This is a genomic window from Paraburkholderia sp. RAU6.4a, assembly GCF_050435625.1.
GTDB lineage: Bacteria > Pseudomonadota > Gammaproteobacteria > Burkholderiales > Burkholderiaceae > Paraburkholderia > Paraburkholderia tuberum.
In genome coordinates this window covers 2470014-2493335 of the sequence record NZ_JBNDKQ010000002.1, presented here as the reverse complement: position 1 = coordinate 2493335, position 23322 = coordinate 2470014, and the positions used below count along the sequence as shown (strand labels likewise).

At 62.7% G+C, this 23322-nt stretch carries 21 protein-coding genes and 1 pseudogene; 16 read left to right on the top strand and 6 right to left on the bottom strand.

Translation table 11 applies throughout. The features are described from left to right. The first annotated feature begins 79 nt into the window (after nt 1–79). The 5 genes from OKW40_RS16355 (at nt 80) to OKW40_RS16335 (ending at nt 5229) form a co-directional block, all read left to right on the top strand. Nucleotides 80–1195, top strand: coding sequence for a YbdK family carboxylate-amine ligase (locus OKW40_RS16355; protein WP_429490514.1), 1116 nt, complete (start codon nt 80–82; stop codon nt 1193–1195). Nucleotides 1196–1765: 570 nt separating this feature from the next. After that, nucleotides 1766–2404 (top strand): MarR family winged helix-turn-helix transcriptional regulator, encoded by a 639-nt coding sequence (locus OKW40_RS16350; protein WP_184060989.1) that lies wholly within the window; start codon nt 1766–1768, stop codon nt 2402–2404. Nucleotides 2405–2546: 142 nt separating this feature from the next. Continuing rightward, a complete protein-coding gene (locus tag OKW40_RS16345; protein ID WP_429490512.1) occupies nt 2547–3260 on the top strand; it encodes a glutamine amidotransferase in 714 nt (237 codons plus the stop codon). A 109-nt stretch (nt 3261–3369) separates the two neighbouring features. After that, complete coding sequence (locus OKW40_RS16340) at nt 3370–4482, top strand: NADH:flavin oxidoreductase/NADH oxidase (protein ID WP_184060991.1); 1113 nt, start codon at nt 3370–3372, stop codon at nt 4480–4482. 213 nt (nt 4483–4695) lie between these two features. Continuing rightward, nucleotides 4696–5229, top strand: a complete 534-nt coding sequence (locus tag OKW40_RS16335) for an SET domain-containing protein (protein ID WP_018418882.1) — start codon at nt 4696–4698, stop codon at nt 5227–5229. Nucleotides 5230–5312: 83 nt separating this feature from the next. Here the strand turns inward: OKW40_RS16335 and OKW40_RS16330 are convergent, their stop codons facing one another. Continuing rightward, nucleotides 5313–6827 (bottom strand): sensor histidine kinase, encoded by a 1515-nt coding sequence (locus OKW40_RS16330; protein WP_184060993.1) that lies wholly within the window; start codon nt 6825–6827, stop codon nt 5313–5315. A gap of 167 nt (nt 6828–6994) precedes the next feature. Next, entirely contained in the window at nt 6995–7681 is a 687-nt protein-coding gene (locus OKW40_RS16325; RefSeq protein ID WP_013090980.1) for a response regulator, read from the bottom strand. Between the two features lie 149 nt (nt 7682–7830). Between OKW40_RS16325 and OKW40_RS16320 the strand changes: the two genes are divergently transcribed. Beyond that, a complete protein-coding gene (locus OKW40_RS16320) occupies nt 7831–8055 on the top strand; it encodes a DUF3717 domain-containing protein (RefSeq protein WP_090802357.1) in 225 nt (74 codons plus the stop codon). A 104-nt stretch (nt 8056–8159) separates the two neighbouring features. Here the strand turns inward: OKW40_RS16320 and OKW40_RS16315 are convergent, their stop codons facing one another. Both OKW40_RS16315 and OKW40_RS16310 read right to left on the bottom strand, forming a co-directional pair. Beyond that, on the bottom strand, nt 8160–8450 hold the full coding sequence (locus OKW40_RS16315) for a 4a-hydroxytetrahydrobiopterin dehydratase (protein WP_187612237.1): 291 nt from the start codon (nt 8448–8450) through the stop codon (nt 8160–8162). A gap of 209 nt (nt 8451–8659) precedes the next feature. Next, nucleotides 8660–8899: pseudogene (locus OKW40_RS16310) on the bottom strand (phenylalanine 4-monooxygenase); the annotation flags it as partial. Between the two features lie 150 nt (nt 8900–9049). Here OKW40_RS16310 and OKW40_RS16305 point away from each other — a divergent pair. Further along, a complete protein-coding gene (locus tag OKW40_RS16305; RefSeq protein WP_184036864.1) occupies nt 9050–9541 on the top strand; it encodes an Lrp/AsnC family transcriptional regulator in 492 nt (163 codons plus the stop codon). Between the two features lie 86 nt (nt 9542–9627). On the opposite strand, the gene OKW40_RS16300 is transcribed toward OKW40_RS16305, so the two are convergent. After that, a complete protein-coding gene (locus tag OKW40_RS16300) occupies nt 9628–10164 on the bottom strand; it encodes a class IV adenylate cyclase (protein WP_018418876.1) in 537 nt (178 codons plus the stop codon). Nucleotides 10165–10400: 236 nt separating this feature from the next. Then, nucleotides 10401–11300 carry a LysR family transcriptional regulator gene (locus OKW40_RS16295; RefSeq protein ID WP_184051684.1) on the bottom strand — a complete coding sequence of 300 codons (900 nt, stop codon included), beginning with the start codon at nt 11298–11300 and terminating at the stop codon, nt 10401–10403. A 145-nt stretch (nt 11301–11445) separates the two neighbouring features. On the opposite strand from OKW40_RS16295, the gene OKW40_RS16290 reads away from it, so the two are divergent. From OKW40_RS16290 to OKW40_RS16250, 9 genes are all read left to right on the top strand, one after another. Further along, the gene (locus OKW40_RS16290) at nt 11446–12999 is read left to right on the top strand and encodes a CoA-acylating methylmalonate-semialdehyde dehydrogenase (protein ID WP_429490509.1); all 1554 of its coding nucleotides are present in this window, start codon (nt 11446–11448) and stop codon (nt 12997–12999) included. Nucleotides 13000–13138: 139 nt separating this feature from the next. Further along, nucleotides 13139–14854 (top strand): GMC family oxidoreductase, encoded by a 1716-nt coding sequence (locus tag OKW40_RS16285; protein ID WP_429490508.1) that lies wholly within the window; start codon nt 13139–13141, stop codon nt 14852–14854. A gap of 289 nt (nt 14855–15143) precedes the next feature. Further along, a complete protein-coding gene (locus OKW40_RS16280; RefSeq protein WP_018418872.1) occupies nt 15144–15923 on the top strand; it encodes an ABC transporter ATP-binding protein in 780 nt (259 codons plus the stop codon). Further along, on the top strand, nt 15920–16678 hold the full coding sequence (locus OKW40_RS16275; protein ID WP_184036876.1) for an ABC transporter ATP-binding protein: 759 nt from the start codon (nt 15920–15922) through the stop codon (nt 16676–16678). Before OKW40_RS16280 ends, OKW40_RS16275 begins: the two co-directional genes overlap by 4 nt. A 62-nt stretch (nt 16679–16740) precedes the next feature. Further along, nucleotides 16741–17955 carry an ABC transporter substrate-binding protein gene (locus tag OKW40_RS16270; RefSeq protein ID WP_184060997.1) on the top strand — a complete coding sequence of 405 codons (1215 nt, stop codon included), beginning with the start codon at nt 16741–16743 and terminating at the stop codon, nt 17953–17955. A 190-nt stretch (nt 17956–18145) separates the two neighbouring features. Beyond that, entirely contained in the window at nt 18146–19030 is an 885-nt protein-coding gene (locus tag OKW40_RS16265) for a branched-chain amino acid ABC transporter permease (RefSeq protein ID WP_184036882.1), read from the top strand. Beyond that, complete coding sequence (locus tag OKW40_RS16260; RefSeq protein WP_429408495.1) at nt 19030–20001, top strand: branched-chain amino acid ABC transporter permease; 972 nt, start codon at nt 19030–19032, stop codon at nt 19999–20001. The genes OKW40_RS16265 and OKW40_RS16260 overlap by 1 nt, the downstream gene beginning before the upstream one ends. A gap of 557 nt (nt 20002–20558) precedes the next feature. Next, entirely contained in the window at nt 20559–21725 is a 1167-nt protein-coding gene (locus OKW40_RS16255; protein ID WP_184060998.1) for an ABC transporter substrate-binding protein, read from the top strand. 419 nt (nt 21726–22144) lie between these two features. Next, a complete protein-coding gene (locus OKW40_RS16250; protein ID WP_184060999.1) occupies nt 22145–23305 on the top strand; it encodes an ABC transporter substrate-binding protein in 1161 nt (386 codons plus the stop codon). Nucleotides 23306–23322: the final 17 nt, after the last annotated feature.

Sequence of the window (23322 nt, the reverse complement as noted above, 5' to 3'; positions counted from 1 at the left end):
CGCGCATGGGCTGCCATGCGCGTTTCACGAACCCGTCTTTCAATTCCTTCGCCTCAAACGACCTGACTCAGGGGACGCCATGTCACTCGAACCCTTCATCGACTCGAAACCGTTCACGTTCGGTATCGAGCTCGAAATGCAGATCGTCAATACGCACGATTATGATCTGACCAAAGCCGGCACGGATCTGCTGCGCCTCATCAAGGACGAAAAAATCCCCGGCAATATCACGCCGGAAATCACCGAAAGCATGATCGAGCTGTCGACCGGCATCTGCACGTCGCACGAACAGGCGGTCACCGATCTGCGCAAGATTCGCGACACGCTGGTATCCGCGGCCGATCATCTGAACGTCGGTCTGTGCGGTGGCGGCACCCATGCTTTCCAGCAATGGAGCGAGCGGCAGATCGTCGATACGCCGCGCTTTCAGTATATTTCCGAGCTATACGGCTATCTCGCGAAGCAGTTCACCGTGTTCGGCCAGCACGTGCACATCGGTTGCCCGAATCCGAACAGCGCGCTGTATCTGCTGCATTCGATGTCGCGCTTCATCCCGCATTTCATTGCGTTGTCCGCGTCGTCGCCTTTCGTACAGGGCGTCGATACCGGATTTCATTCGGCACGTCTGAATTCCGTGTTCGCGTTTCCGCTGTCGGGCCGCGCGCCGTTCGTGCTGACGTGGGACAGCTTCGAGGAGTATTTCTCGAAGATGGTCCACACGGGCGTGGTCAACAGCATGAAGGATTTCTACTGGGATATCCGTCCGAAGCCGGGCTTCGGCACGATTGAGGTCCGCGTGATGGATACACCGTTTTCGGTGGATCGCGCCGCGGCGATCGCCTGCTATATCCAGACGCTTGCGCGTCATTTGTTGCTCGATAAGCCGATCCTGCCGCAGGAAGATGACTATCTGGTCTACACGTTCAACCGTTTCGAAGCCTGCCGCTTCGGACTCGGTGGCACCTGCATCAATCCGCAAACCGGTGAACGCAAGACGATTTCCGAAGATATTCTGGAAACGCTCGAACAGATCGGACCGCATGCGGAAGCGCTCGGCTCGGTGAATGCGCTGGCCGAAGTCGGCGCGATCGCGCGCGGTCAGGTCAACGACGCGACGTGGCTGCGCAGTGTGTTTGCGCAGGAAAAGTCCTTGCACGAAGCGGTACGCCAGCAGTGTCTGCAATGGCGCGCCTAGTCGCGAAGACTTCATGAAACCGTTTGCGTGCGCCAGCTACGCGACGTTCCGACGAAACCCGCCGCGTGCGGGTTTTTTTTCGTAAGAAAATTTTTATGGTTTTTCGCGCGCGCAACCCTTCAGGTTTTTCGAAAGTTTACGTATACCAGCGTAGTAGTCGTAAGCAGGCATTGCCAAAGGCTGTGGACAACTGAATAATTTCCTGCAAAGTCAATGCGCTGGGGAAATGATAACTGGGCTCGTAAAACGGGCTCCGGCCACGCCTGGCAAGCGCAACCGAGGAAACGTTCAACACGCTGCAAGTGCTTGTTGCAAAACGGTACACAGGCTGTCCAAACGTTTTCCCCTGCTTATCCACAGCTCGCGTTGGATAAGTTAGCTGTACGATTAGCCGCTGTCGCATAGAATGTCGTTTTTCGCCGCCTTCGGCTTCCAGGACGGTGTATTTTTGAGATAGTACAAACGGTTTCATCCGCGGTTGGACGAAGCTACCCCACACACGCAGCGGGTGTACTCCGGCAGGCAGCCGCCGGCATTGCACCAAAGCGGTAAATAAACGAATCGAAGATTATGAGCGAAGGCGTATACGGAGAACAGGCAGCCGGGCGAGTGACCCACAGCCTCTTGCGATTGAGCACGGCGATGCGAAGCCAGGCTTGGGAATGGGCGGAAGGCGCGGGCCTTACGCCGACCCAGGGCGAGATCCTCGTGCTGTTGATGCAACGTAAGGGGCCGATGCGTCTCGGCGAAATCGCGCGTGAAACGGCGCTGACTGCCGCGACCACCAGCGATGCGGTCAGCACGCTCGAGACCAAGGGCCTCGTCGAAAAGCGTCGCGCACTCGACGACGGTCGCGCGCTCGCGGTACGTCTGACCTCGCGTGGCCGCACCGCTGCCAAACGCGCCGCGCAATGGCCGGACTTCCTCTCGAAGGCGGTCGGTACGCTGCGCGACGACGAGCAGTCCGTGTTCTATCGCACGCTGCTCAAGACCATCTATCAGCTCGAAGCGCAAAACACGATTCCGCCGCATCGTATGTGCCTGAGCTGCACGCATTTCCAGCCGAGCAAGAATCCGAAGAAGACGCCGCATCACTGCGCGCTGCTCGACCTGAACATGTTGGACACCGATGTGCGTCTCGACTGCTCCGTGCATGAAACGGCGGACGTCGCTACCCAGAAGAAGACCTGGAAGATCTTCGCCCAATAACCGGCGTCTTCCTGGGCAATCCGCTAACATGGCCTGGCCGGCGACGGCGGGCGGTATGCGCCGCCTGCTTGCCGGCCGGTGCCGTGCAAGGATAAAGTCGTTGGCGGCAGCTCGTTAGTCAACCTGAAGATAGGGCAGGCCGATGAATCGGGAAGTACTCGCCATCCGCCATGTGCACTTCGAGGATCTGGGCAGTCTTGAGCTCGTGCTCGGCGAGCGCGGGCGTCCGGTCCGTTATCTCGATGTGGGCGTTGCCCGTATCGAGGCGCCCAATCCGGTTGCCGCGTCGCTGATGGTCGTGCTGGGCGGCCCCATCAGCGCTACCGACGACGCGCTGTACCCCACGCTCGCGCCGCTGCTGTCGTTGATCGAAAAACGCATCGCGGCCGGTCTGCCGACACTCGGTATCTGCCTTGGCGCACAACTGATCGCGCGGGCGCTCGGTGCGCGCGTCTACCCCGCGGCTCAGGCCGAACTCGGCTGGACGCCGCTCAAGCTGACCGATGCCGGCCGCGCCTCGCCGCTGCGTCATCTCGATGGCGCTCATACCTCGATGCTGCATTGGCACGGCGACACCTTCGATCTGCCGGCCAACGCGACCCGTCTGGCATCGACTCCGGCTTGCGAGAATCAGGCCTTCGCATGGGGCGATCACGTACTGGGCTTGCAGTGTCATCCCGAGATCCGCACCGATCGGTTCGAACCTTGGCTGATAGGGAATGCGAACGAACTCTCGGGCCACGGCATCGACGCGCGTCAGTTGCGCGCCGACACCGGCCGATACGGTCCCGTGCTCGAAGCCGCCGCGTGCCGCATGTTCGGCGAATGGCTCGATCACGTCGAGACGCAAGCCTGAATGGCCAGCCGAATGGCGACGTAAGCGTCCAGCCAGGTGCCACGTTCATGCAGTAAACCGCGTGCGGTGCTATCCTCGACCGCTCTCGGGCTTTCACTGGGCGTAATCCATGAGCGCGCTTTTCTCTCCGCTCACGCTGCGTAGCGTGACGCTTCCCAATCGGATCGTCGTCTCCCCAATGTGCCAGTACTCCGCCGAACGCGGCGAAGCGACCGCCTGGCACATGATTCACCTCGGCGGTCTCGCGCTGTCCGGCGCGGGCATGCTGTGCATCGAAGCAACCGCCGTCGAGCCGGACGGGCGCATCACCCCCGGCGATCTCGGCTTGTGGGACGACGCGACCGAAGAGGCGCTCGTGCCGGTGCTGGCCGCGATCCGCAAGCATTCGCACGTCAACGTGACGATGCAACTGGCGCACGCGGGCCGCAAGGCATCGAGCCACGTGCCGTGGGAAGGCGGCCAGCTGATTGCGGTGTCGCAAGGCGGGTGGCTGCCGCATGCGCCATCGGCGCTGCCGCACAAGCCGGGCGAGGAGCCGCCGCTCGCGCTCGATGTCGTCGGCCTGAACCGGATTCGCGAGGCGTTCGCCGCGTCCGCGCGGCGTGCCGCGCGTCTTGGCATCGATGCGCTCGAAGTGCATGCCGCCCATGGCTATCTGCTGCATCAGTTCCTGTCGCCGATCGCCAATCAGCGCACCGACGACTACGGCGGCTCGGTCGAAAACCGCATGCGTTTTCCGCTCGAAATCTTCGACATCGTGCGTGCCGCATTTCCTGCCGACAAACCGGTCGGCGTGCGCGTGTCGGCGACGGACTGGGTCGAAGGCGGCTGGACGCTCGAAGACACGATCGCGTTTGCACACGAGCTGGAAAAGCGCGGCTGCGACTGGATCGACGTGTCGTCGGGCGGTGTCTCGCCGCTGCAGCAAATTCCGCTCGAGCCGGGCTATCAGATTCCGTTCGCGAAGGCGGTCAAGCACGCAACCGGTCTGACGACGATCGGCGTCGGACTCATCACTGATCCGCTGCACGCCGAGCAGCTGATCGAAACGGGCGATGCCGATCTGATCGCGCTGGCTCGCGCGCTGCTCTATAACCCGCGCTGGCCGTGGCACGCCGCCGCTAACCTCGGTGCGACCGTCGAAGCGCCGCCGCAGTACTGGCGTTCACAACCGCGTGAGCAGAAAGCGCTGTTCGGCGACATTTCGTTTGGTCAACGGTGACGCCCGTCGCACGTTGAACAAACGCATCGGCTGACGGTTGAAGGAAGCCGTGGACAACGTGTAGGATGCCGGTTGTGGCGCGGTGCGCGTCGCAAGTCGACGCGGCGCTTTCAGGGCGCCGCGTTTGCTATTCGCGTCAGAAAAAAGCCGCGCGCACGACGTGCCTGACGATTGCCAGATTTGATTCCCCAGTTCTTCACAAGGATTCATTCAATGAATTCACGCAGGATCGCCGTGCGCCGTTCGGGTGTGCACGGCAAAGGCGTGTTTGCTCTCGAACCGATCGCGGCCGGCGAGCGACTGATCGAATACAAGGGCGAGCGGATTACCTGGAAAGAAGCGTTGCGCCGCCATCCGCATAATCCGGCTGAACCGAATCACACGTTTTATTTCGCGCTGGATAACGGCAAGGTCATCGACGGCAAGGTGAACGGCAATAGCGCGCGCTGGATCAATCATTCATGCGCGCCGAACTGCGAAGCCGAGGAAATCGACGGACACGTGTACGTGCATGCGCTGCGCGATATCGCGGAGGGCGAGGAAGTCTTTTACGACTACGGCCTAGTGATCGACGCGCGTCAGACGAAAAAGCTGAAAAAGGAATACGAATGCCGCTGCGGCGCGCGTAAGTGCCGCGGCACGATGCTGGCGCCGCCGCAGAAGGGCAAGGGCGGCGGCAAGTCGGGTAAAGGCGCCGACAAGGGGGAAAAGTCGAGCAAATCGGCGAAGAAATCGAAGAAGAAATGAGCCGCGGGTCGGTGCGCGGCGGTAGCTGTCTGCGCTGATCGAAGCGCTGAGGCGAACGCCGCCGCGGCAGCCGGGCAAACCTTCTACAAATCGACCGGCGCCGAGTGCGCCGGTTTTTTCGTGGCGCGCCGTGCGTTGGCATCGTTGGCGGTGGCAGCGCCTGCGGACGCACCGGGCGGCAGCAACGGAATCCTCACGATAAAGCGTGCGCCGCCCTCCGGTGCGTCCTCGTAATGCACGCTGCCATGATGCAGCACCATGATGTCGTGGACGATCGCGAGGCCCAGACCCGCGCCGCTGTCGACGCCCGCCTCGGTCTGCCCGTCGCCGCGGAAGAATCGCTTGAACAGATCCGACTGCTGCGAACGCGGCACGCCCGGCCCGTTGTCTTCGACGACGATCTCGGCCATGCGCAGATCGTCGATCAGCGTCTGCGAAACTGTGACCGTGATACGCCCGCCGTCGACCCGCGAAGGCGGCACATACTTCAGCGCGTTATCGAGCAGATTCGCGATCACTTCATGGAGCAGCACAGGGTTGCCGCGCGCCATCAGCGGGTCATCGTTGGACGGATCGTCGAGGCGCTGGAAGCCGAGGTCCACGTGTACCGGTAGCGCGCGCGGCACCCATTCGGCGCCGGTGTCGAACGCGAGCGCGGCCATGTCGACATTGACGAAGCGGGCCGCCTGTTCGCCCGGCTCGGCGCGCGCGAGCGACAGCAATTGATTCGACAGCCGCACGGCGCGATCGGCCGCGGCGCGCAGTTCGCGCACGGCAGCGAGCGTCTGCTGTGGATCGCGTGCGACGACCGCCTGCTCCGCATGCAGCTTCACGGCGGTGAGCGGCGTGCGCAGCTGATGCGCGGCATCGGCGATGAATTTACGTTGCGCATCGAGGGCGGCTTTCAGACGATCGAGCAACGCGTTCAGCGCGCCCGTCAGCGGACGGATCTCGACCGGCACATAGGTTTCGTCGACCGGCTCGAGCGACGTGTGCGTTTGCCGGTTCAGCGAATCGGCGAGCGCCGTCAGCGGATTGAGCTGCTGATTGACGACGCGCCACACGATCACCCAGCCGGCTAGCAGCAGCAGCAATAACGGCATCATGATCGCGATGAGGAACTCGGCGGCGATGCGGAAGCGGTGATGCACGGGCTGGCCGACTTCGACGACGATCGGATTACCGCTCGGCTGATCGACGCGCACCTGAGCGACCCGCACGGTCACGCCTTCGTGCTGCGTCTCGAACACGTACGCGTAATGCATGCGGCGCACGTTGGTGCCTTGCAGCGGCAGATTGTGATCGCCGGCGATTTCGGTGTCACCGGTGCTGATCCGGTAGACCAGATGCTCGACGGGGTCGGAGAACATCGCCTGCGCGAGCGGTGGCACCGTGATCGGCGCTTCCGGTCCGGCAATCTGGATCTGTTTGGAGATCGCGGTCGCGAGGTCCGCGAGCGAACGGTCGACCACGTGCTGCGTGTACTGCCATGCGAGCCAGTAAGCGATCAGGCCGCTCATCAGCGCGAGCAGCGACAGGGGAGCAGCGAGGCGCCGCAGCAGCGTGCGGCGCAGACTATTGGCGGCCGGCTGGTGCATGATCGAACGCGCGGGAAAGTTGTGACTGCGGTGGCAACTGCGGTAGTAATGGCGCGAGGCGCCTTGAGACGGCCCGGGGCCCGGCACAAGGCGCCCCGGGCACAGCCGATGCGCGGCGCCGCTCCGGCGCCGTCAGGCCGCGACGCAATGCGCGGCCTTCACGACGATCATGCGGCCTGGCGAATTTCCTGCAACAGGTAGCCAAAGCCACGCACGGTGACGATTTCGACACGGCAGTTCTCGAGCTTCTTGCGCACGCGGTGCACGTAGACTTCGATCGCGGTATCGCCGAGGTCGCCGCCGAAGTGTGTCAGATGATCCTGTAGTTGCGCCTTGCTGACGACGCGGCCGTGACGCAGCAGCAGCATTTCGAGCACCGCGAATTCGCGCGGCGACAGTTCGAGCGGTTTGTCGTCGTTGAAGATGCGGCGGTCGACGCCCGACAGCCGCACGCCGCCCAGCGACACTTCCGGACGCGGCATGTCACCGTGCGGACCGCTGCGGCGCATCACCGCGCGAATACGCGCTTCGAGCTCGGCCGGCTCGAACGGCTTCAGCATGTAGTCGTCCGCGCCCGAGTTCAGGCCTTGCACGCGGTCGTTCAGTTCGTCGCGCGCGGTCAGGATGATCACCGGCGTGTGACGGTTGCTCTGGCGGAAACGCGACAGCAGCGTCATGCCGTCGATGCCCGGCAGACCCAGATCGAGGATCACGAGTTCGTGGCGATTTTGCGTGAGGGCCTGCTCGGCAAAGATGCCGTCATGGACCATGTCGACGGTGAAGCCGGCTTGTTCGAGACTGCTTTGGATGCCGCGTGCGATGGGGCGGTCATCTTCGATCAGAAGGAGTCGCATGGATTTCGCTCAAGTACAATGGGTTTAGGCGTTTGGGCAAGCGGTTCGCCGGGGCGCCTGCTACACAGCCAGCGTGCGAAGCGGCGGCAGACGCGCCACGAAGCAGCTGTCGAGCCGAATCGAAGCACCGTGCCAGCCATCACGAAGTCATGTCCGAGATCAGCATTCACGAACTGGAAGCCGCGATCAACTTCTGGCGCACCCGCTCACCTTCAAGCGGCGACGAACACGTTCTGTGCAAGGAGGCAAGCGCGCTCTCCAAGCCGTATGCGCTGCTGATTGTACAGCGTCAGCAGTCGCTATCACTCGATCGTTTCGACCCGATTGCAAGGCAGGCCTGGGAAGCTTACGTTCAACTTAAGAATAGCCTGTAGAACTGAAGGTTTACCTAAGGAATTGCCTGCATTGTCCTTTCATGGTCACCTGATTACGCGGCGAGTTATGCATAAACACGCATAAAGGCCCGTAATTATTTGTATTACATAGTAATCCCGTCGATGAATGCGGCAAGCGCGATGTCGCGTTCGGTCACGCCGTTCGCTTCATGGGTGGACAGCGTGATGTCGACCTTGTTGTACACGTTGAACCACTCGGGATGGTGGTCCATCTCCTGCGCCTTGATCGCGACGCGCGTCATGAAGCCGAAGGCCTCGTTGAAGTCGGCGAACTCGAACGCGCGGCGAATCGCATCGCGCTCAGCCACGCTTTGCCAGCCATTCAGTTTCGCCAGTTGCTGGGTTCGCTCGTCGGAAGTCAGTTTCTGAATCATGGTGTTACCTCGCTCGTCGAACTCGCTCGCCGGCAGGCGGACGAATCCGTCATTTTTTCATGGTTGCGCAACGCTCGCCGCACGCTGGGCCGGATCGGTTTGCGATGGCTTTTCGTTCAAACGTCGCCGCCGGTGTTCCAACCCTCGCGGGTGCCACGCGTAATCACGCAGTCGCCGTCGAACAGGTCGCCCGCCGCGTAGGCAGGTGCGTTGACGTCTTCGAAGGACGGCACGCGCTCCGACGGCAGGCCGATGCGCTCGACGCCCGCGAAGAATTCATCGCAGACACGGCCTTCGAGCAAGGCTGTTTGGCGCGCGTACAGTTGTCGCCAGCCCGCATGGTCAACCGTGCCGTAGCACTCAAGCGGCTGATCGATCGTGAAGTCGGCGCGGGTCTCGAGACCGGCGTCGAACTGTTCCTTGAGTTTGGCGGTGCTGGCGGTGGACAAGGCGAGGCTGCTGTAACAAGACGGATTGCATGAGATCGGTGTATGCGAGTGTAGAGCGGAGCACGTGCGGAAAGGGCGCAGGTTTCGCGTATAAGCGGATAGTTATGCGATAATCACGTATTAAATGGCAGATTAATGCGGGATATCACCATGCTTGAACTCGACCACTTCGATCTCGCGCTGCTCGACGTGCTGCAGCGCTTCGGCCGCGCCACGCATCAGCAGTTGGCGGAGCAGGTGCCGCTGTCGCCGTCGCAGATCGGGCGACGCCTGCAACGGCTGGAACAGGTCGGCGTGGTGGATGGCTATCGCGTCGTGCTGCGGCCCGAAAAGCTTGGGCTTGGCGTCACCGCTTTCACGAGCCTGAAGCTGAAGCATCACGGCGATTCGATCATCGAGCAGTTTCAGCACCAGATCGACTTGCTGCCCGAAGTGCTCGAATGTCACGCGGTCGTCGGCGATGCCGACTATCTGCTGCGCATCGTCGCGCCGGATCTGAATTACCTGTCGACCTTCGTGATGAAGAAGCTGATGCGCGTGCCGGGTGTCGATAGCGTGCGCTCGAATATCGTGCTGACCACGTTCAAGCGCAATGGGCCGTTGCCGCTCGGGCATCTGGCGCCGGGGGCGGCGGCGGTTTGAGCGTTCGAAGCCGTTGCCGGCAGTGCCGACTGACAGGAAGAGGGAGCCGCGCATGCGTTGCCGCGGCCCCTGCGGTGACGGGATCTCTATGCCGCCCGCTTTGGCTCGTCGTCGGCATTCAGCAGATCGACATACGCGACCGGCACCAGATCCGCTTCCGATACGCCAAGGCTCTTGAACATCGCTTGTGCTTCCGCGTGGCCGCCTTCTTCGTCGTCGTCCTGCGCGAGCACCACTTCGAGTTCGACGAAATCGCCGAGACCGTCGACGCGATCCAGATGAATCCGCGTGCGCCCGCTCAGATATACGTGCCGCTCTTTCGAGACGATGCCGCGCGTGGTCAGCGCGGTCGCGAGCAGCGCATGCATCGCTTCGGGATTCGTCACCGGACTGCGCGTGTAGTACGACGCCTTCGGGCCGTCGCGGTCGTCGCGCTGATAGAAGATTAGCTCGGCCGGCGTGCCGTCGTCGAACTGGCGCAGCTTCAGGCGGCCGCGCGGCACGTCGTAGAAAAAGTCCTGCTGGCGGAAGATCAGCGGCGCGTCCGTCGCGAGCTGTGCGGCGCGCTCGCGCAGTTGGTCGAAATGCTGGGCGCGGGCTTTGATTTCGATGTTGCGTGCCATGTCAGGCTCCTGTGGATGGGGGAAGTGACCGGCGGCGCCGGAGTTGCTGGTGTTGCCGGGCGGAGGCCGCCGGGAAGGACGAAGCCAGGCGGAACGGAAAGCTGCGAGGGCGCTGCGCGAGCGCAAACCGCTAATCTAGCAAAAACTTCGTGACGGAGCGGTTTCAGCTCGGCGGACAAGTGGGAGAGGGCGGGCATTAGCGAGACTCATATCGCAACGCGTCAGACCGTCCCCGCTCAAATCGCCCACTGCTGTTCGATCAGCTTCAACGCCGCCGCGATCGCTGGCTCGTCCTTGCGCTCGTCGAGCGTGATGAAGCTCAGCTGCGTCGGCACCGTTATGCCATCGACGATCGTCAGCGCGTGCGCATGCGCCTCCGCGATCGCGGTTGCATCGCGCGCAAGCGTGAGACCGACGCCCGATTTGACCAGATCGAGCATCGACGGCTCCTGGTCCACCTCGGCCACCTTGACCGGCTTCACACCGGCTTCGCCGAAACAGCGCGACAGCAGCCGGTTGTGCGCGGACGCCGGCGGCGTCCAGATCCACGGCAGCGCCGCGAGCGAGCGCCAGTCTCGCGCACCCTTCACGCGATCTTTCCAGCCCGCCGGCGCGAGCACGCGATACTGGAAATGCGTGAGCGTGACCGCGTGAAACGTGGCGCCGTCGTGCGTCTCGTCGTCGGCGGGCAGGCCAATGTAATAGCCGACGTCGAGCTCGCCCGCGCGAATCTGTTCGCGCACCCAGCCCGACATGCCGTGGCGCAGCGCGGTTTCGATCTGCGGCCAGGTCTCGACGAGCTGCTTCAGGAAACCGCCGAGGCGCAAAAACTCCGGGTCGAGAATGGTGCCGATGCGCAGGCGCCCGCGTACTTCCTGGCGCAGCGTCTGCGCCGCCCGCTGCACGTCGGCTGCCGCGCCGAGCGCGCGTTCGGCATGCGGCAGCAGCGCCTGGCCGTCGCGTGTCAGCGCGAGCCCGTGCGAAGTCCGCGTGAACAGCGTCACGCCGAGCGTCTCCTGCAAGTGCTTGATTTGCAGGCTGACGGCAGGTTGGGTCAGATGCAGTTGCACCGCGGCACGCGTAAGGTTGCCCTCGCGTGCGACGGTGACGAAGGCCCTAAGGAGAGTCAGATCCATATGCTGATATTAGCCCGGCTTATAGCGCAGATGAGCATTACTTATTGGATTTGTCGCTCGTAAGGGCCGTACGCTTGGTGTTCAGCACGCTTGTGCGCGCGGCATCGCGCGCGAAGCAGAAGATTTCACAGGAAAGAGGAACGAGATGAGCGAGACATATTCCGACGCAACCGCGCAGGACGAAGCCGCACGCAGCGCGGCGAGTGCACGCGCGCTGAGCCATTTCATCAACGGCAAGACGGTCGAAGGCACGAGCGGGCGCTTCGGCGACGTCTTCAATCCGGCCCTCGGCAGCGTCAGCGCGCGCGTGCCGCTCGCGAGCGTCGCCGAGGTGGACGCCGCGGTCGCTGCCGCCAAAGCCGCGTTTCCCGCCTGGAGCGAAACCGCGCCGATCAAACGCGCGCGGGTGCTGTTCAAGTTCAAGGAACTGCTCGACCGTCATCACGATGAGCTCGCGGAGCTGATCACGCGCGAGCACGGCAAGGTGTTTTCCGACGCCAAGGGCGAGGTGATGCGCGGCATCGAGATCGTCGAATTCGCGTGCGGCATCCCGAATCTGCTGAAGACCGATTTCACCGATCAGATTGGCGGCGGCATCGACAACTGGAATCTGCGGCAGCCGCTCGGCGTGGTCGCGGGCATCACGCCGTTCAATTTCCCGATGATGGTGCCGTGCTGGATGTTCCCCGTCGCGCTCGCGTGCGGCAACACCTTCGTGCTGAAGCCGTCCGAACGCGATCCGTCCGCGTCGAACCGGCTCGCCGAACTGCTGAAGGAAGCCGGCCTGCCGGACGGCGTGTTCAACGTCGTGCACGGCGACAAGGTCGCGGTCGACGCGCTGCTCGTGCATCCGGAAGTCAGCGCGCTGTCGTTCGTCGGCTCCACGCCGATCGCCGAATACATCTACACCGAAGGCACGAAGCGCGGCAAGCGCGTGCAGGCGTTGGGCGGTGCCAAGAATCACCTCGTCGTAATGCCCGACGCCGATCTCGACCAGGCCGTCGACGCCCTGATCGGCGCCGCCTACGGCTCGGCCGGCGAGCGCTGCATGGCGATTTCGGTGGCGGTCGCGGTGGGGCATATCGCCGATGAGCTGATCGAGCGTCTGACGCCGCGCGTGAATAGCCTGAAGATCCTCAACGGCATGGAAGCGGCGGCCGAGATGGGGCCGCTCGTCACCGGCGCGCATCGCGACAAGGTGCTCGGCTATATCGACGCTGGCGTCGCCGCGGGCGCGAAGCTCGTCGTCGATGGGCGCGCTCATCAGGTCGCGGGGCACGAGAAGGGTTTCTTCCTCGGCGGCACGCTGTTCGACGACGTGTTACCCGACATGAAGATCTACCGCGAGGAGATTTTCGGACCGGTGCTATGCGTCGTGCGCGTGCCCGACTTCGCCTCCGCAGTCGAACTGATCAACGCGAATCAGTTTGCGAACGGCGTGTCGCTGTTCACGTCCGACGGCGGCATTGCACGCGCGTTTTCCCGACAGATCGAGATCGGCATGGTCGGCATCAACGTGCCGATTCCGGTGCCGATGGCCTGGCATTCGTTCGGCGGCTGGAAGAAGTCGCTGTTCGGCGATCATCATGCGTACGGCGAGGAAGGCGTGCGGTTTTACACGCGCTACAAGAGCATCATGCAGCGCTGGCCTGACAGCATCGCGAAGGGCGCCGAATTCACGATGCCGGTCGCCAAATAAGCTGGCGGCTTTGCGCGACATCAAGTCGGCAAGCGCGCCAGGAAAACAATAAAAGCGCAATAAAAGCGCTTCGCGGCGCACGCGTGGAAGCGATCGAGCAGCCACGCGTGCGCCGCAAAAATGCTTAGGAGGGGAAACGATGAGTCATACCGACAGTACGCCTCGCGCCGCACGGCGACTCGAAGGCGAGTTCGACTACGTCATCGTCGGCGCGGGTACCGCCGGCTGCGTGCTGGCGAACCGGCTCACCGAAGATCCCGACATCCACGTGCTGCTGCTCGAAGCCGGGGGGAAGGACGACTATCACTGGATTCACGTGCCGGTCGGCTACCTGTATTGCATCGGCAATCCGCGCACGGACTGGCTGTACAAGACCCAGGCCGAGCCGGGTCTGAACGGCCGCACGCTGTCGTATCCGCGCGGGCGTGTGCTCGGCGGCAGTTCGTCGATCAACGGCATGATCTACATGCGCGGTCAGCGGGAAGACTACGACGAGTGGGCGCGTGTGACGAACGACAGGACGTGGTCCTGGAACGCGGTGCTGCCGGTCTTCAGGCGCAGCGAGGATCACCACGGCGGCGCCAACGAAGCGCACGGCGCGGGCGGACCGTGGCGCGTCGAGAAGCAGCGCCTCAAATGGAAGATTCTCGAAGAGTTCGCGCAAGCCGCGCAGCAAACCGGCATCCCCGCCACCGACGATTTCAATCGCGGCGATAACACCGGTGTCGGCTACTTCGACGTCAACCAGAAGCGTGGCATTCGCTGGAATGCGTCGAAGGCATTTTTGCGGCCCGCGTTGAAGCGGGAGAACCTCACTGTCATCACCGGCGCCCACACGCAGCGTGTCGTGTTCGATGGCCGCCGCTGCACCGGAGTCGAATATCGTGGCGGCGAGGTCGACTATCTCGCCAAAGCGCGTTGCGAAGTGATCCTTTCCGCCGGCGCGGTCAACTCGCCGCAACTGCTCGAATTGTCCGGTGTCGGCAATGGCGCGCGTCTGCAGAATCTCGGCATCGAGGTCGTTCAGGATCTACGCGGTGTCGGTGAAAATCTGCAGGACCATCTGCAACTGCGCATGGCGTATCAGGTGCAGGGCGTGCGCACGCTGAATACGATGTCCGCGCACTGGTGGGGCAAGCTGATGATCGGCATGCAGTACGCGTTGTTTCAGAGTGGACCGATGTCGATGTCGCCGTCGCAACTCGGCGCGTTCGCGAAGTCCGACGCCGACGATCGCTCGCTGTCGCGACCCGATCTCGAGTATCACGTGCAGCCTTTGTCGCTTGATCGCTTCGGGGAACCGCTGCATCGCTTCAATGCATTCACGGCTTCGGTGTGTCAGCTGCGCCCCACGTCGCGCGGCAGCATTCATATTGCGTCGGCCGATGCTTGCGCGCCACCGTTGATCGCGCCGAACTATCTGTCGACCGACTACGACCGCCACGTCGCCGCGAACGCGCTACGTCTGACGCGTCGCATCGTCGCGGCGCCCGCGCTCGCGCGCTATCAGCCGCGGGAGATCCTGCCGGGCCTCCAGTATCAAAGTGAAGAAGAATTGCAGCAGGCCGCGGGCGCGGTCGGCACGACGATCTTCCATCCGGTCGGCACCTGCCGCATGGGCACGACCGACGATCCCGCCGCGGTCGTCGACACCCGGCTACGAGTTATCGGAGTCGAGGGCTTGCGTGTCGTCGATGCGTCGGTGATGCCCAACATCACGTCAGGTAACACCAATTCGCCGACGCTGATGATCGCCGAGCGCGCCAGCGACATGATCCGCGAGGATCGTCGCGCGCGCGTGAGCGGCAGCATGGCCGCGCATACCGGTGTTGCCGCGTCGATGTCAGCTGTGTGACATGACTCGGTGAGCGCACCAGTCAGGTTTTCCGCCGCGTACGTGAAGCGTGTGAACCGCGCGTCACATACGCACGGCGCGGGCCTCGTTCCCTAAGTGCAAATCCCAATGATTGCGCTGCATCATTGGCGCGACAATGGCAGCCATGCTGCGTGCCGCGCCATGGCTCACCGTCCGGATTGGTGCAGCACGCCAACGAGCGGCAAGGGGTGCCGCAAAAATAACAAGTCGCGCGGAGCTTCGCGCGGAAAGATCGTAGTGCTTCGCCTTACTCCGTATGGAAGGGAACATGATTCTCGGCGATACGATTCTCGAAACGCGCGGTCTCACCCGCGAGTTCAAAGGCTTTGTCGCCGTGAACGGCGTGAACCTGCGCGTGCGCCGCGGCTCGATCCATGCGCTGATCGGCCCCAATGGAGCGGGCAAGACCACCTGCTTCAATCTGCTCACCAAATTTCTCGAACCCACCGCGGGCCAGATCGTTTTCAACGGTGTCGATATCACCGGCGAACGGCCAGCTCAGATCGCGCGGCGCGGCATCATCCGTTCGTTCCAGATTTCCGCGGTATTTCCGCATCTGACGGCATTGCAGAACGTGCGCATCGGGTTGCAGCGCTCGCTCGGCACCGCGTTTCACTTCTGGAAGAGCGAGCGTACGTTGCGCCGTCTGAACGATCGCGCGATGGATCTGCTGACCCAGGTCGGCCTGACCGATTTCGCCGATGTGTTGACGGTCGAGCTCGCCTACGGCCGCAAGCGCGCGCTCGAAATCGCGACCACGCTCGCGATGGAGCCGGAACTGATGCTTCTCGACGAGCCCACGCAAGGCATGGGTCATGAGGACGTCGATCGCGTGACCGCGCTGATCAAGAAAGTGTCGGCCGGACGCACGATCCTGATGGTCGAACACAATATGAATGTGATCGCCGGTATCTCCGACACGATCACCGTGCTGCAACGGGGTGAAGTGCTCGCCGAGGGCAGCTACGCGGAAGTGTCGAAGAATCCGCTCGTGATGCAAGCCTACATGGGCAGCGCCGACGCGGCGCTCGCCGGAGCCCACGCATGAATACGACGGTCGAGCGCGAAGGCCTCGAAGCGAACGAAACGAAAAGCGGCGCACCCGCGCTGGAAATCGCGGGACTGCAAGCCTGGTACGGGGAATCCCACATTCTGCACGGCGTCGATCTGTCGGTCGGCCGCGGCGAGGTCGTGACGCTGCTCGGGCGCAATGGCGCGGGCCGCACCACGACGCTACGCGCGATCATGGGCCTCACGGGTCGCCGTACCGGCTCGATCCGTATCGACGGACGCGAAACGGTCGGCTTGCCCACGCATCGCATCGCGCATTGCGGCATCGGCTATTGCCCGGAAGAGCGCGGCATTTTTTCGAGCCTGTCGTGTGAGGAAAATCTGCTGCTGCCGCCGCCCGTCGGCGACAAGGCGCGCATGATGTCGCTCGAGGAAATCTACGCGATGTTCCCGAATCTGCACGAGCGGCGCATGAGTCAGGGCACGCGGCTCTCGGGCGGCGAACAACAGATGCTCGCGGTCGCGCGGATTCTGCGCACCGGCGCGAATCTGCTGCTGCTCGACGAAATCTCGGAAGGGCTCGCGCCCGTGATCGTGCAGGCGCTCGCGCGCATGATCGTTACGCTGAAGGCGCGCGGCTACACGATCGTGATGGTCGAGCAGAACTTCCGCTTCGCCGCGCCGCTCGCGGATCGTTTCTATGTGATGGAGCACGGCATGATCGTCGAGCATTTCGGGGCTAGCGAGCTCGAAGGCAAGATGCCGGTGCTGCACGATTTACTGGGCGTATAGACACGGACACACGCGCGCCCGACTGCCTCTGATAACCACAAGCGAAGAACCAGGAGACATGCATGAAAAAGAACCCACTCGCGCGAATTGCCTCACTCTGTTTCGCAGTCGCCGCCGGCACCGCACTGACGCTGGGCAGCGCGCAAGCGGCCGACGATGCTGTGAAGATCGGCTTCATCACGGACATGTCGGGGCTGTACGCGGATATCGACGGGCAGGGCGGTCTTGAAGCGATCCGGATGGCGGTCGCCGACTTCGGCGGCAAGGTCAACGGCAAGCCGATCACGGTGCTGTACGCGGATCACCAGAACAAGGCGGACATCGCGGCATCCCGCGCTCGTGAGTGGTTCGACCGCGACGGCGTGGACATGGTGATCGGCGGCACGAACTCGGCGACCGCGCTGTCGACTAACACCGTCGCGGGCGAGAAGCACAAGGTCTATATCAGCGTCGGCGCCGGCGCCGATACGTTGACCAACGAGCAATGCACGCCGTACACGATCCACTACGCATACGACACGACCGCGCTCGCGAACGGCACGGGCTCGGCCGTGACGAAGCAGGGCGGCAAGACCTGGTACTTCCTGACGGCAGACTACGCATTCGGCAAGGCGCTCGAAAAAGCGACCGCGGAGGTCGTGAAGGCGAACGGCGGCCAGGTGCTCGGCGAGGTGCGTCATCCGCTGTCGGCGTCGGACTTCTCATCGTTCCTGTTGCAGGCGCAGGCGTCGAAGGCACAGGTCCTCGGCCTCGCGAACGCGGGCGGCGACACGATCAACGCGATCAAGGCCGCGAAGGAATTCGGCATCACCAAGACGATGAAGCTCGCCGCGCTGCTGATGTTCATCAACGACGTGCACAGCCTCGGTCTCGAAACGACGCAAGGTCTGGTGCTGACCGACAGCTGGTACTGGAACAAGGACGCCGACACGCGCAAGTGGTCGCAGCGGTACTTCGACAAGATGAAGAAGATGCCGTCGAGCCTGCAGGCTGCCGACTACTCGGCGGCGATGAACTATCTGAAGGCGGTGCAGGCGGTGGGCTCGACCGATCCGGACAAGGTGATGGCGCAGTTGCACAAGACGAAGATCGACGACTTCTACGCGAAGGGCTACATCCGTCAGGACGGCAGCATGATCCACGACATGTACCTGATGCAGGTGAAGACGCCGGCCGAATCGAAGGAGCCGTGGGATTACTACAAGATCACTGCGACGATTCCGGGCGATCAGGTCTTCACGACCAAGGCGCAGACCCGCTGCGCGCTGTGGAAGTAAGCGCGGGCGCAGTAAGCGGTCGAGGACCGCGCAGACCTGAGAGAACCGCCGGCGCTGCAGGGGCACGCGCTGGCGGATGACCGTTTCAGATGCCGTACGCCGATGGGCGGCGTCGCCGCTCGTCGCGTGCCGGCCGGATCGTGCGTCACCGATCTCACCTTGACGATGGCTTGAAGGGCTAAGGGCTTCAATGGACATCTTTGGCGTTCCGCTACCGGCGATGCTGAGCCAGCTTCTGCTCGGGCTCGTGAACGGCTCGTTCTACGCGATTCTGAGCCTCGGGCTGGCGATTATTTTCGGCCTGCTCAACGTGATCAACTTCGCGCATGGCGCGCTGTTCATGCTCGGGGCGATGCTCGCGTGGATGGGGCTGTCGTATTTCAATCTGCCGTACTGGGTGATGCTCGTGCTCGCGCCGCTGATCGTCGGACTGGTCGGCGTCGCGATCGAGCGCTCGATGCTGCGCTGGCTTTACAAGCTCGATCATCTGTATGGCCTGTTGCTGACGTTTGGCCTCACACTCGTGATCGAGGGCGTATTCCATTCGATCTACGGCTCGTCGGGCCAGCCGTACGATGTGCCGTCGGCGCTGTCGGGCGCGACCAATCTCGGCTTCATGTATCTGCCGAACTATCGCGCATGGGTGGTGGTCGCGTCGCTGGTCGTGTGCTTTGCGACCTGGTTCGTGATCGAGAAGACGCGGCTTGGCGCGTATCTGCGCGCGGGCACCGAAAACCCGAAGCTCGTCGAGGCGTTCGGCGTCAACGTGCCGCTGATGATCACGCTGACCTACGGCTTCGGCGTCGCGCTCGCGGCGTTTGCCGGCGTGCTCGCCGCGCCGGTGATTCAGGTCTCGCCCCTGATGGGCCAGTCGATGATCATCACCGTGTTCGCGGTGGTCGTGATCGGCGGCATGGGCTCGATCATGGGCTCGATCCTGACCGGCCTGATGCTCGGCGTAGTCGAAGGACTCACGCGTGTGTTCTACCCCGAGGCGTCGGCGACCGTCGTCTTCGTGATCATGGCGCTCGTGTTGCTCGTGCGTCCGGCGGGTCTTTTCGGCAGGGAAAAATGATGCAGAGAAAGGTGCTCTACGGTCTGCTGCTGATCGTGCTGCTCGCGGTGCCGGTGCTCGGCATCTATCCGCTCTTCGTGATGAAGGTGCTGTGCTTCGCGCTGTTCGCGGCCGCCTTCAATCTGCTGATCGGCTATACGGGCTTGCTGTCCTTTGGTCATGCGATGTTTCTCGCGTCGGCCGGTTACGTCACCGGCTATGCGATGCAGACGCTTGGCTTTTCGCCGGAGCTCGGCGTGCTGAGCGGCACCGCGGCGGCGACGCTGCTTGGGCTCGTCGTCGGCTTCTTCGCGATTCGCCGTCAGGGTATCTACTTCGCGATGGTGACGCTCGCGCTCGCGCAGATGGTCTACTTCGTGTTCCTGCAGGCGCCGTTCACGCACGGGGAAGACGGTCTGCAAGGCGTGCCGCGCGGCAAGCTGTTCGGCGTGCTCGATCTCTCTTCGGACCTCGCGCTATATTTCGTCGTACTCGCGGTGATCGTCGCGGCTTTCCTGCTGATCGTGCGGATCGTGCATTCGCCGTTCGGGCAGGTGCTCGTCGCGATCAAGGAAAACGAGCCGCGCGCGGTGTCGCTCGGCTACGACACCGACCGTTTCAAGCTGCTCGCATTCATCCTGTCGGCCGGCATTGCGGGTCTCGCGGGTTCGCTGAAGGTGCTGGTGCAGGGCTTCGAAACGCTGAGCGATGCCTATTGGACGATGTCCGGCCTCGTGATCCTGATGACGCTGGTGGGCGGCATGGGCACGCTGTTCGGGCCGTTGCTCGGCGCCGCGTTGATCGTGTCGCTCGAAGACAGGCTCGGCGATATCGGCTCGGCACTCGCGTCGATGACCGGCATCGACTGGTTCCGCTCGCTCGGCGAATCGGTGACGATCGTCACCGGGCTGATTTTCATCGCGTGTGTGCTGGCGTTCCGGCGCGGCATCGTCGGTGAGATCGTCGCGCGAGTGCGACCGTTGCGGGCTTGAGATTGGCTGGTTGATCCCGCCCGCGTGGTCGCTCGCTTGATGCAGTGCGGTACGAAATTGCTTCGACGTCCGATCTAATTGCGGCTCGTGCTGAAGGTCCGCTGGATCAGGGACTCGGGCGAACCTGTGGCAAACCGTGCGACGAAAAGCGCCCTACGCGCCCCAATCCGGTGCCGCAGTGCACCACTAGGGTAATTGCTAGTTGTGACTGTTGGGGTGGTCGTTTAATCTTCATGCAGTTCTGATGCACCACGAATTTGCAGGTGGAGAACGAGGAGACAAGTGAGGCACTCAGTGCCCAGAAGAAAGCGCTGTTGGATTGATATCCAACAGCGCTTTTTTATTTGTGTTTATCGAATCTTTGACGCGATCGCCCGGCTATTTCACGCGCCATTTTTTACTCTCCGCTAACCGCTGCAGCTAAATATCACAAGCCTGCGAAACGCTTGCAGCACGGCGCTTGCGTCCGCTACACTCGCTATTCACCGACCATTGGGTTGGCAATTAAATCCGCGGATTTAATTGCAATTGAATAACGGGGTTAATAGAGGAGCAGGATGAAGTCGGCATTGCGTTGGATCAGCGCGGCATTGGTCGCCACAGGGGTGTCGGCTGCTTGGAGCGGCCATGCATTCGCTGACGTGAAAATCGGCGTCACCGTGTCGGCAACAGGACCGGCCGCATCGCTCGGCATTCCGGAAAAGAACACGATCGCGCTGCTGCCGAAAGAAGTGGCGGGCCAGAAGATCGACTACATTGTCCTCGACGACGCAACCGATTCCACCCAGGCGGTCAAGAACGCCCGCAAGCTCACTAGCGAAGACCACGTCGATGCACTGATCGGCTCGACCGTCGTGCCGAACTCGCTCGCCATGATCGACGTCGCCGCCGAAACCTCGACGCCGATGATCTCTCTGGCCGCGGCCGCGGGCATCGTCGAGCCGATGGACGCGAAGCGTGGATGGGTCTTCAAAACGCCGCAAAACGACATTCTGATGGCCACGGCGATTGCGCAGCACATGGCCAATCACGGTGTGAAGACGGTCGCGTTCATCGGCTTTTCCGACGCGTACGGCGAGAGCTGGTTCAAGGAATTCAGCAAAGCCGCTGACCTCGCGAAGATCAAGATCGTCGCGAACGAGCGCTTCGCGCGCAACGATGCATCGGTCACGGGCCAGGTGCTGAAGATGATGTCGCAGAACCCCGACGCGGTGCTGATCGCCGGTGCGGGCACGCCGGCCGCGCTGCCGCAGAAAACGCTGAAGGAGCGCGGCTACAAGGGCAAGTACTATCAGACGCACGGCGTCGCGAACAACGACTTCCTGCGCGTGTGCGGCAAGGATTGCGAAGGCACGTGGCTGCCCGCTGGCCCACTGCTGGTCGCCGAGCAACTGCCCGAGGCGAATCCGGTGAAGAAGAGCGCACTTGCGTACAAGCATGCGTATGAAACGGCATATGGCGCGGGGTCGGTGTCGACGTTCGGCGGTCACGCATGGGACGCGGGTCTGCTGCTGCAGCATGCGATTCCGCTCGCGTTGAAGAAGGGGCAGCCAGGCACGCCGGCATTCCGCGAGGCGCTGAGTGCCGCGCTCGAAGGCACGAAAGATCTGCCCGCGTCGCACGGCATCTTCAACATGAGCAGGAACGACCATGCCGGCCTCGATCAGCGGGCGCGCGTGATGGTGCAGATCGTCGACGGCAAGTGGAAGCTCGCCGGCGACTGAGCGAAGGCTCTGCGCCACGGGACCTCATCGAAAAAGACGCGTGCAGTTGACGCGTCTTTTTTATTACCCGGGCCAGGTGTCCGCATCGCGCAAAAGTGTGGTTTCACTGCTTCAGGACAAACCCGCATTTGGCGCACGCTCTCTTGACCGTCGATAATGCAGAACGCAAACTACTAACATATTAGTGGTTTATGAGATGCCTGGTTGGAATAAAGCCGCGGCACAGAAACGCGGCGTATGACGCGAATGCGCACTCGCGCGACGCGAGAGGAGCGGTACCCAACGCAGCTGGGGAAGGTATGCGCGCCGAGCAGGGAAAACCATGCTTGGCACACCTGAACCCGCTCACTAGATTCAAACACCCGGCCCAGCAAGCCGGCTTACAGATAGGCGCTTTTCAAAGCGTTTGGAGACTCGCAATGAAAAAGACAAGGCATTGGGTACGCACCGGCATCGCGATGGCGCTGATGTGCGGCGCGGGGGCTGCATTCGCGCAGGTGAAGATCGGCGTCACGTTGTCGACGACGGGGCCGGCCGCGTCGCTCGGGATTCCTGAAAAGAACACGATCGCGTTGCTGCCGAAGGAGATCGGCGGCAAGAGCGTGCAGTACATCATCCTCGACGACGGGTCGGACACCAGCAAGGCCGTGCAGAACACGCGCAAGCTGATCGACGAAGACCACGTCGACGCGATCATCGGCTCGACCGTCACGCCGAATTCGCTCGCGATGCTCGATCCGGCCGCTGAGGGCAAGACGCCGGTGATCTCGCTCGCGGCATCGGCCGCGATCATTCAGCCGATGGATGCGAAGCGCGCATGGGCATTCAAACCGCCTCAGAACGACAGCCTGATGGCCGAAGCGATCGCCGATTACATGCAGCATCACGGCGTGAAGACGGTCGGCTTCATCGGATTCTCGGACGCATACGGCGACAGCTGGAACACGACGTTCGACGCCGCCGCCAAAGCGCACAACCTGAAGATCGTGTCGAACGAGCGCTTCAACCGCACCGATGCATCGGTGACGGGCCAAGTGCTGAAGACGATGGGCGCGAATCCCGACGCGGTGCTGATCGCGGGCTCGGGCACGCCGTCGGCGCTGCCGGCCAGGACGCTGAAGGAGCGTGGCTACAAGGGCAAGATCTATCAGACTCACGGGGTCGCGAACAACGACTTCCTGCGTGTGTGCGGCAAGGATTGCGAAGGCGAACTGCTGCCGGCCGGTCCGATTCTTGTCGTCGATCAATTGCCGGATTCGAACCCGGTGAAGAAGTCGGCGGAAGCCTATAAGAACGCCTATGAGAAGGCTTATGGCGCGGGTTCGGTCGCGACCTTCGGCGGCCACGCATGGGATGCCGGCCAGATGTTGCAGGCTGCGATTCCGGTCGCGCTGAAGACCGCCCAGCCGGGCACGCCGGAGTTCCGCATGGCGCTGCGCAACGCGCTCGAAAACATCAAGGAGCTGCCAGTGTCGCACGGCATCATGAACACCACCGCGAACGACCACAACGGCCTCGACCAGCGCGCACGCGTGATCGTGCAGATCGTCGACGGCAAGTGGAAGTTGCAGAACAACTAAGACTATTTACAAAAACC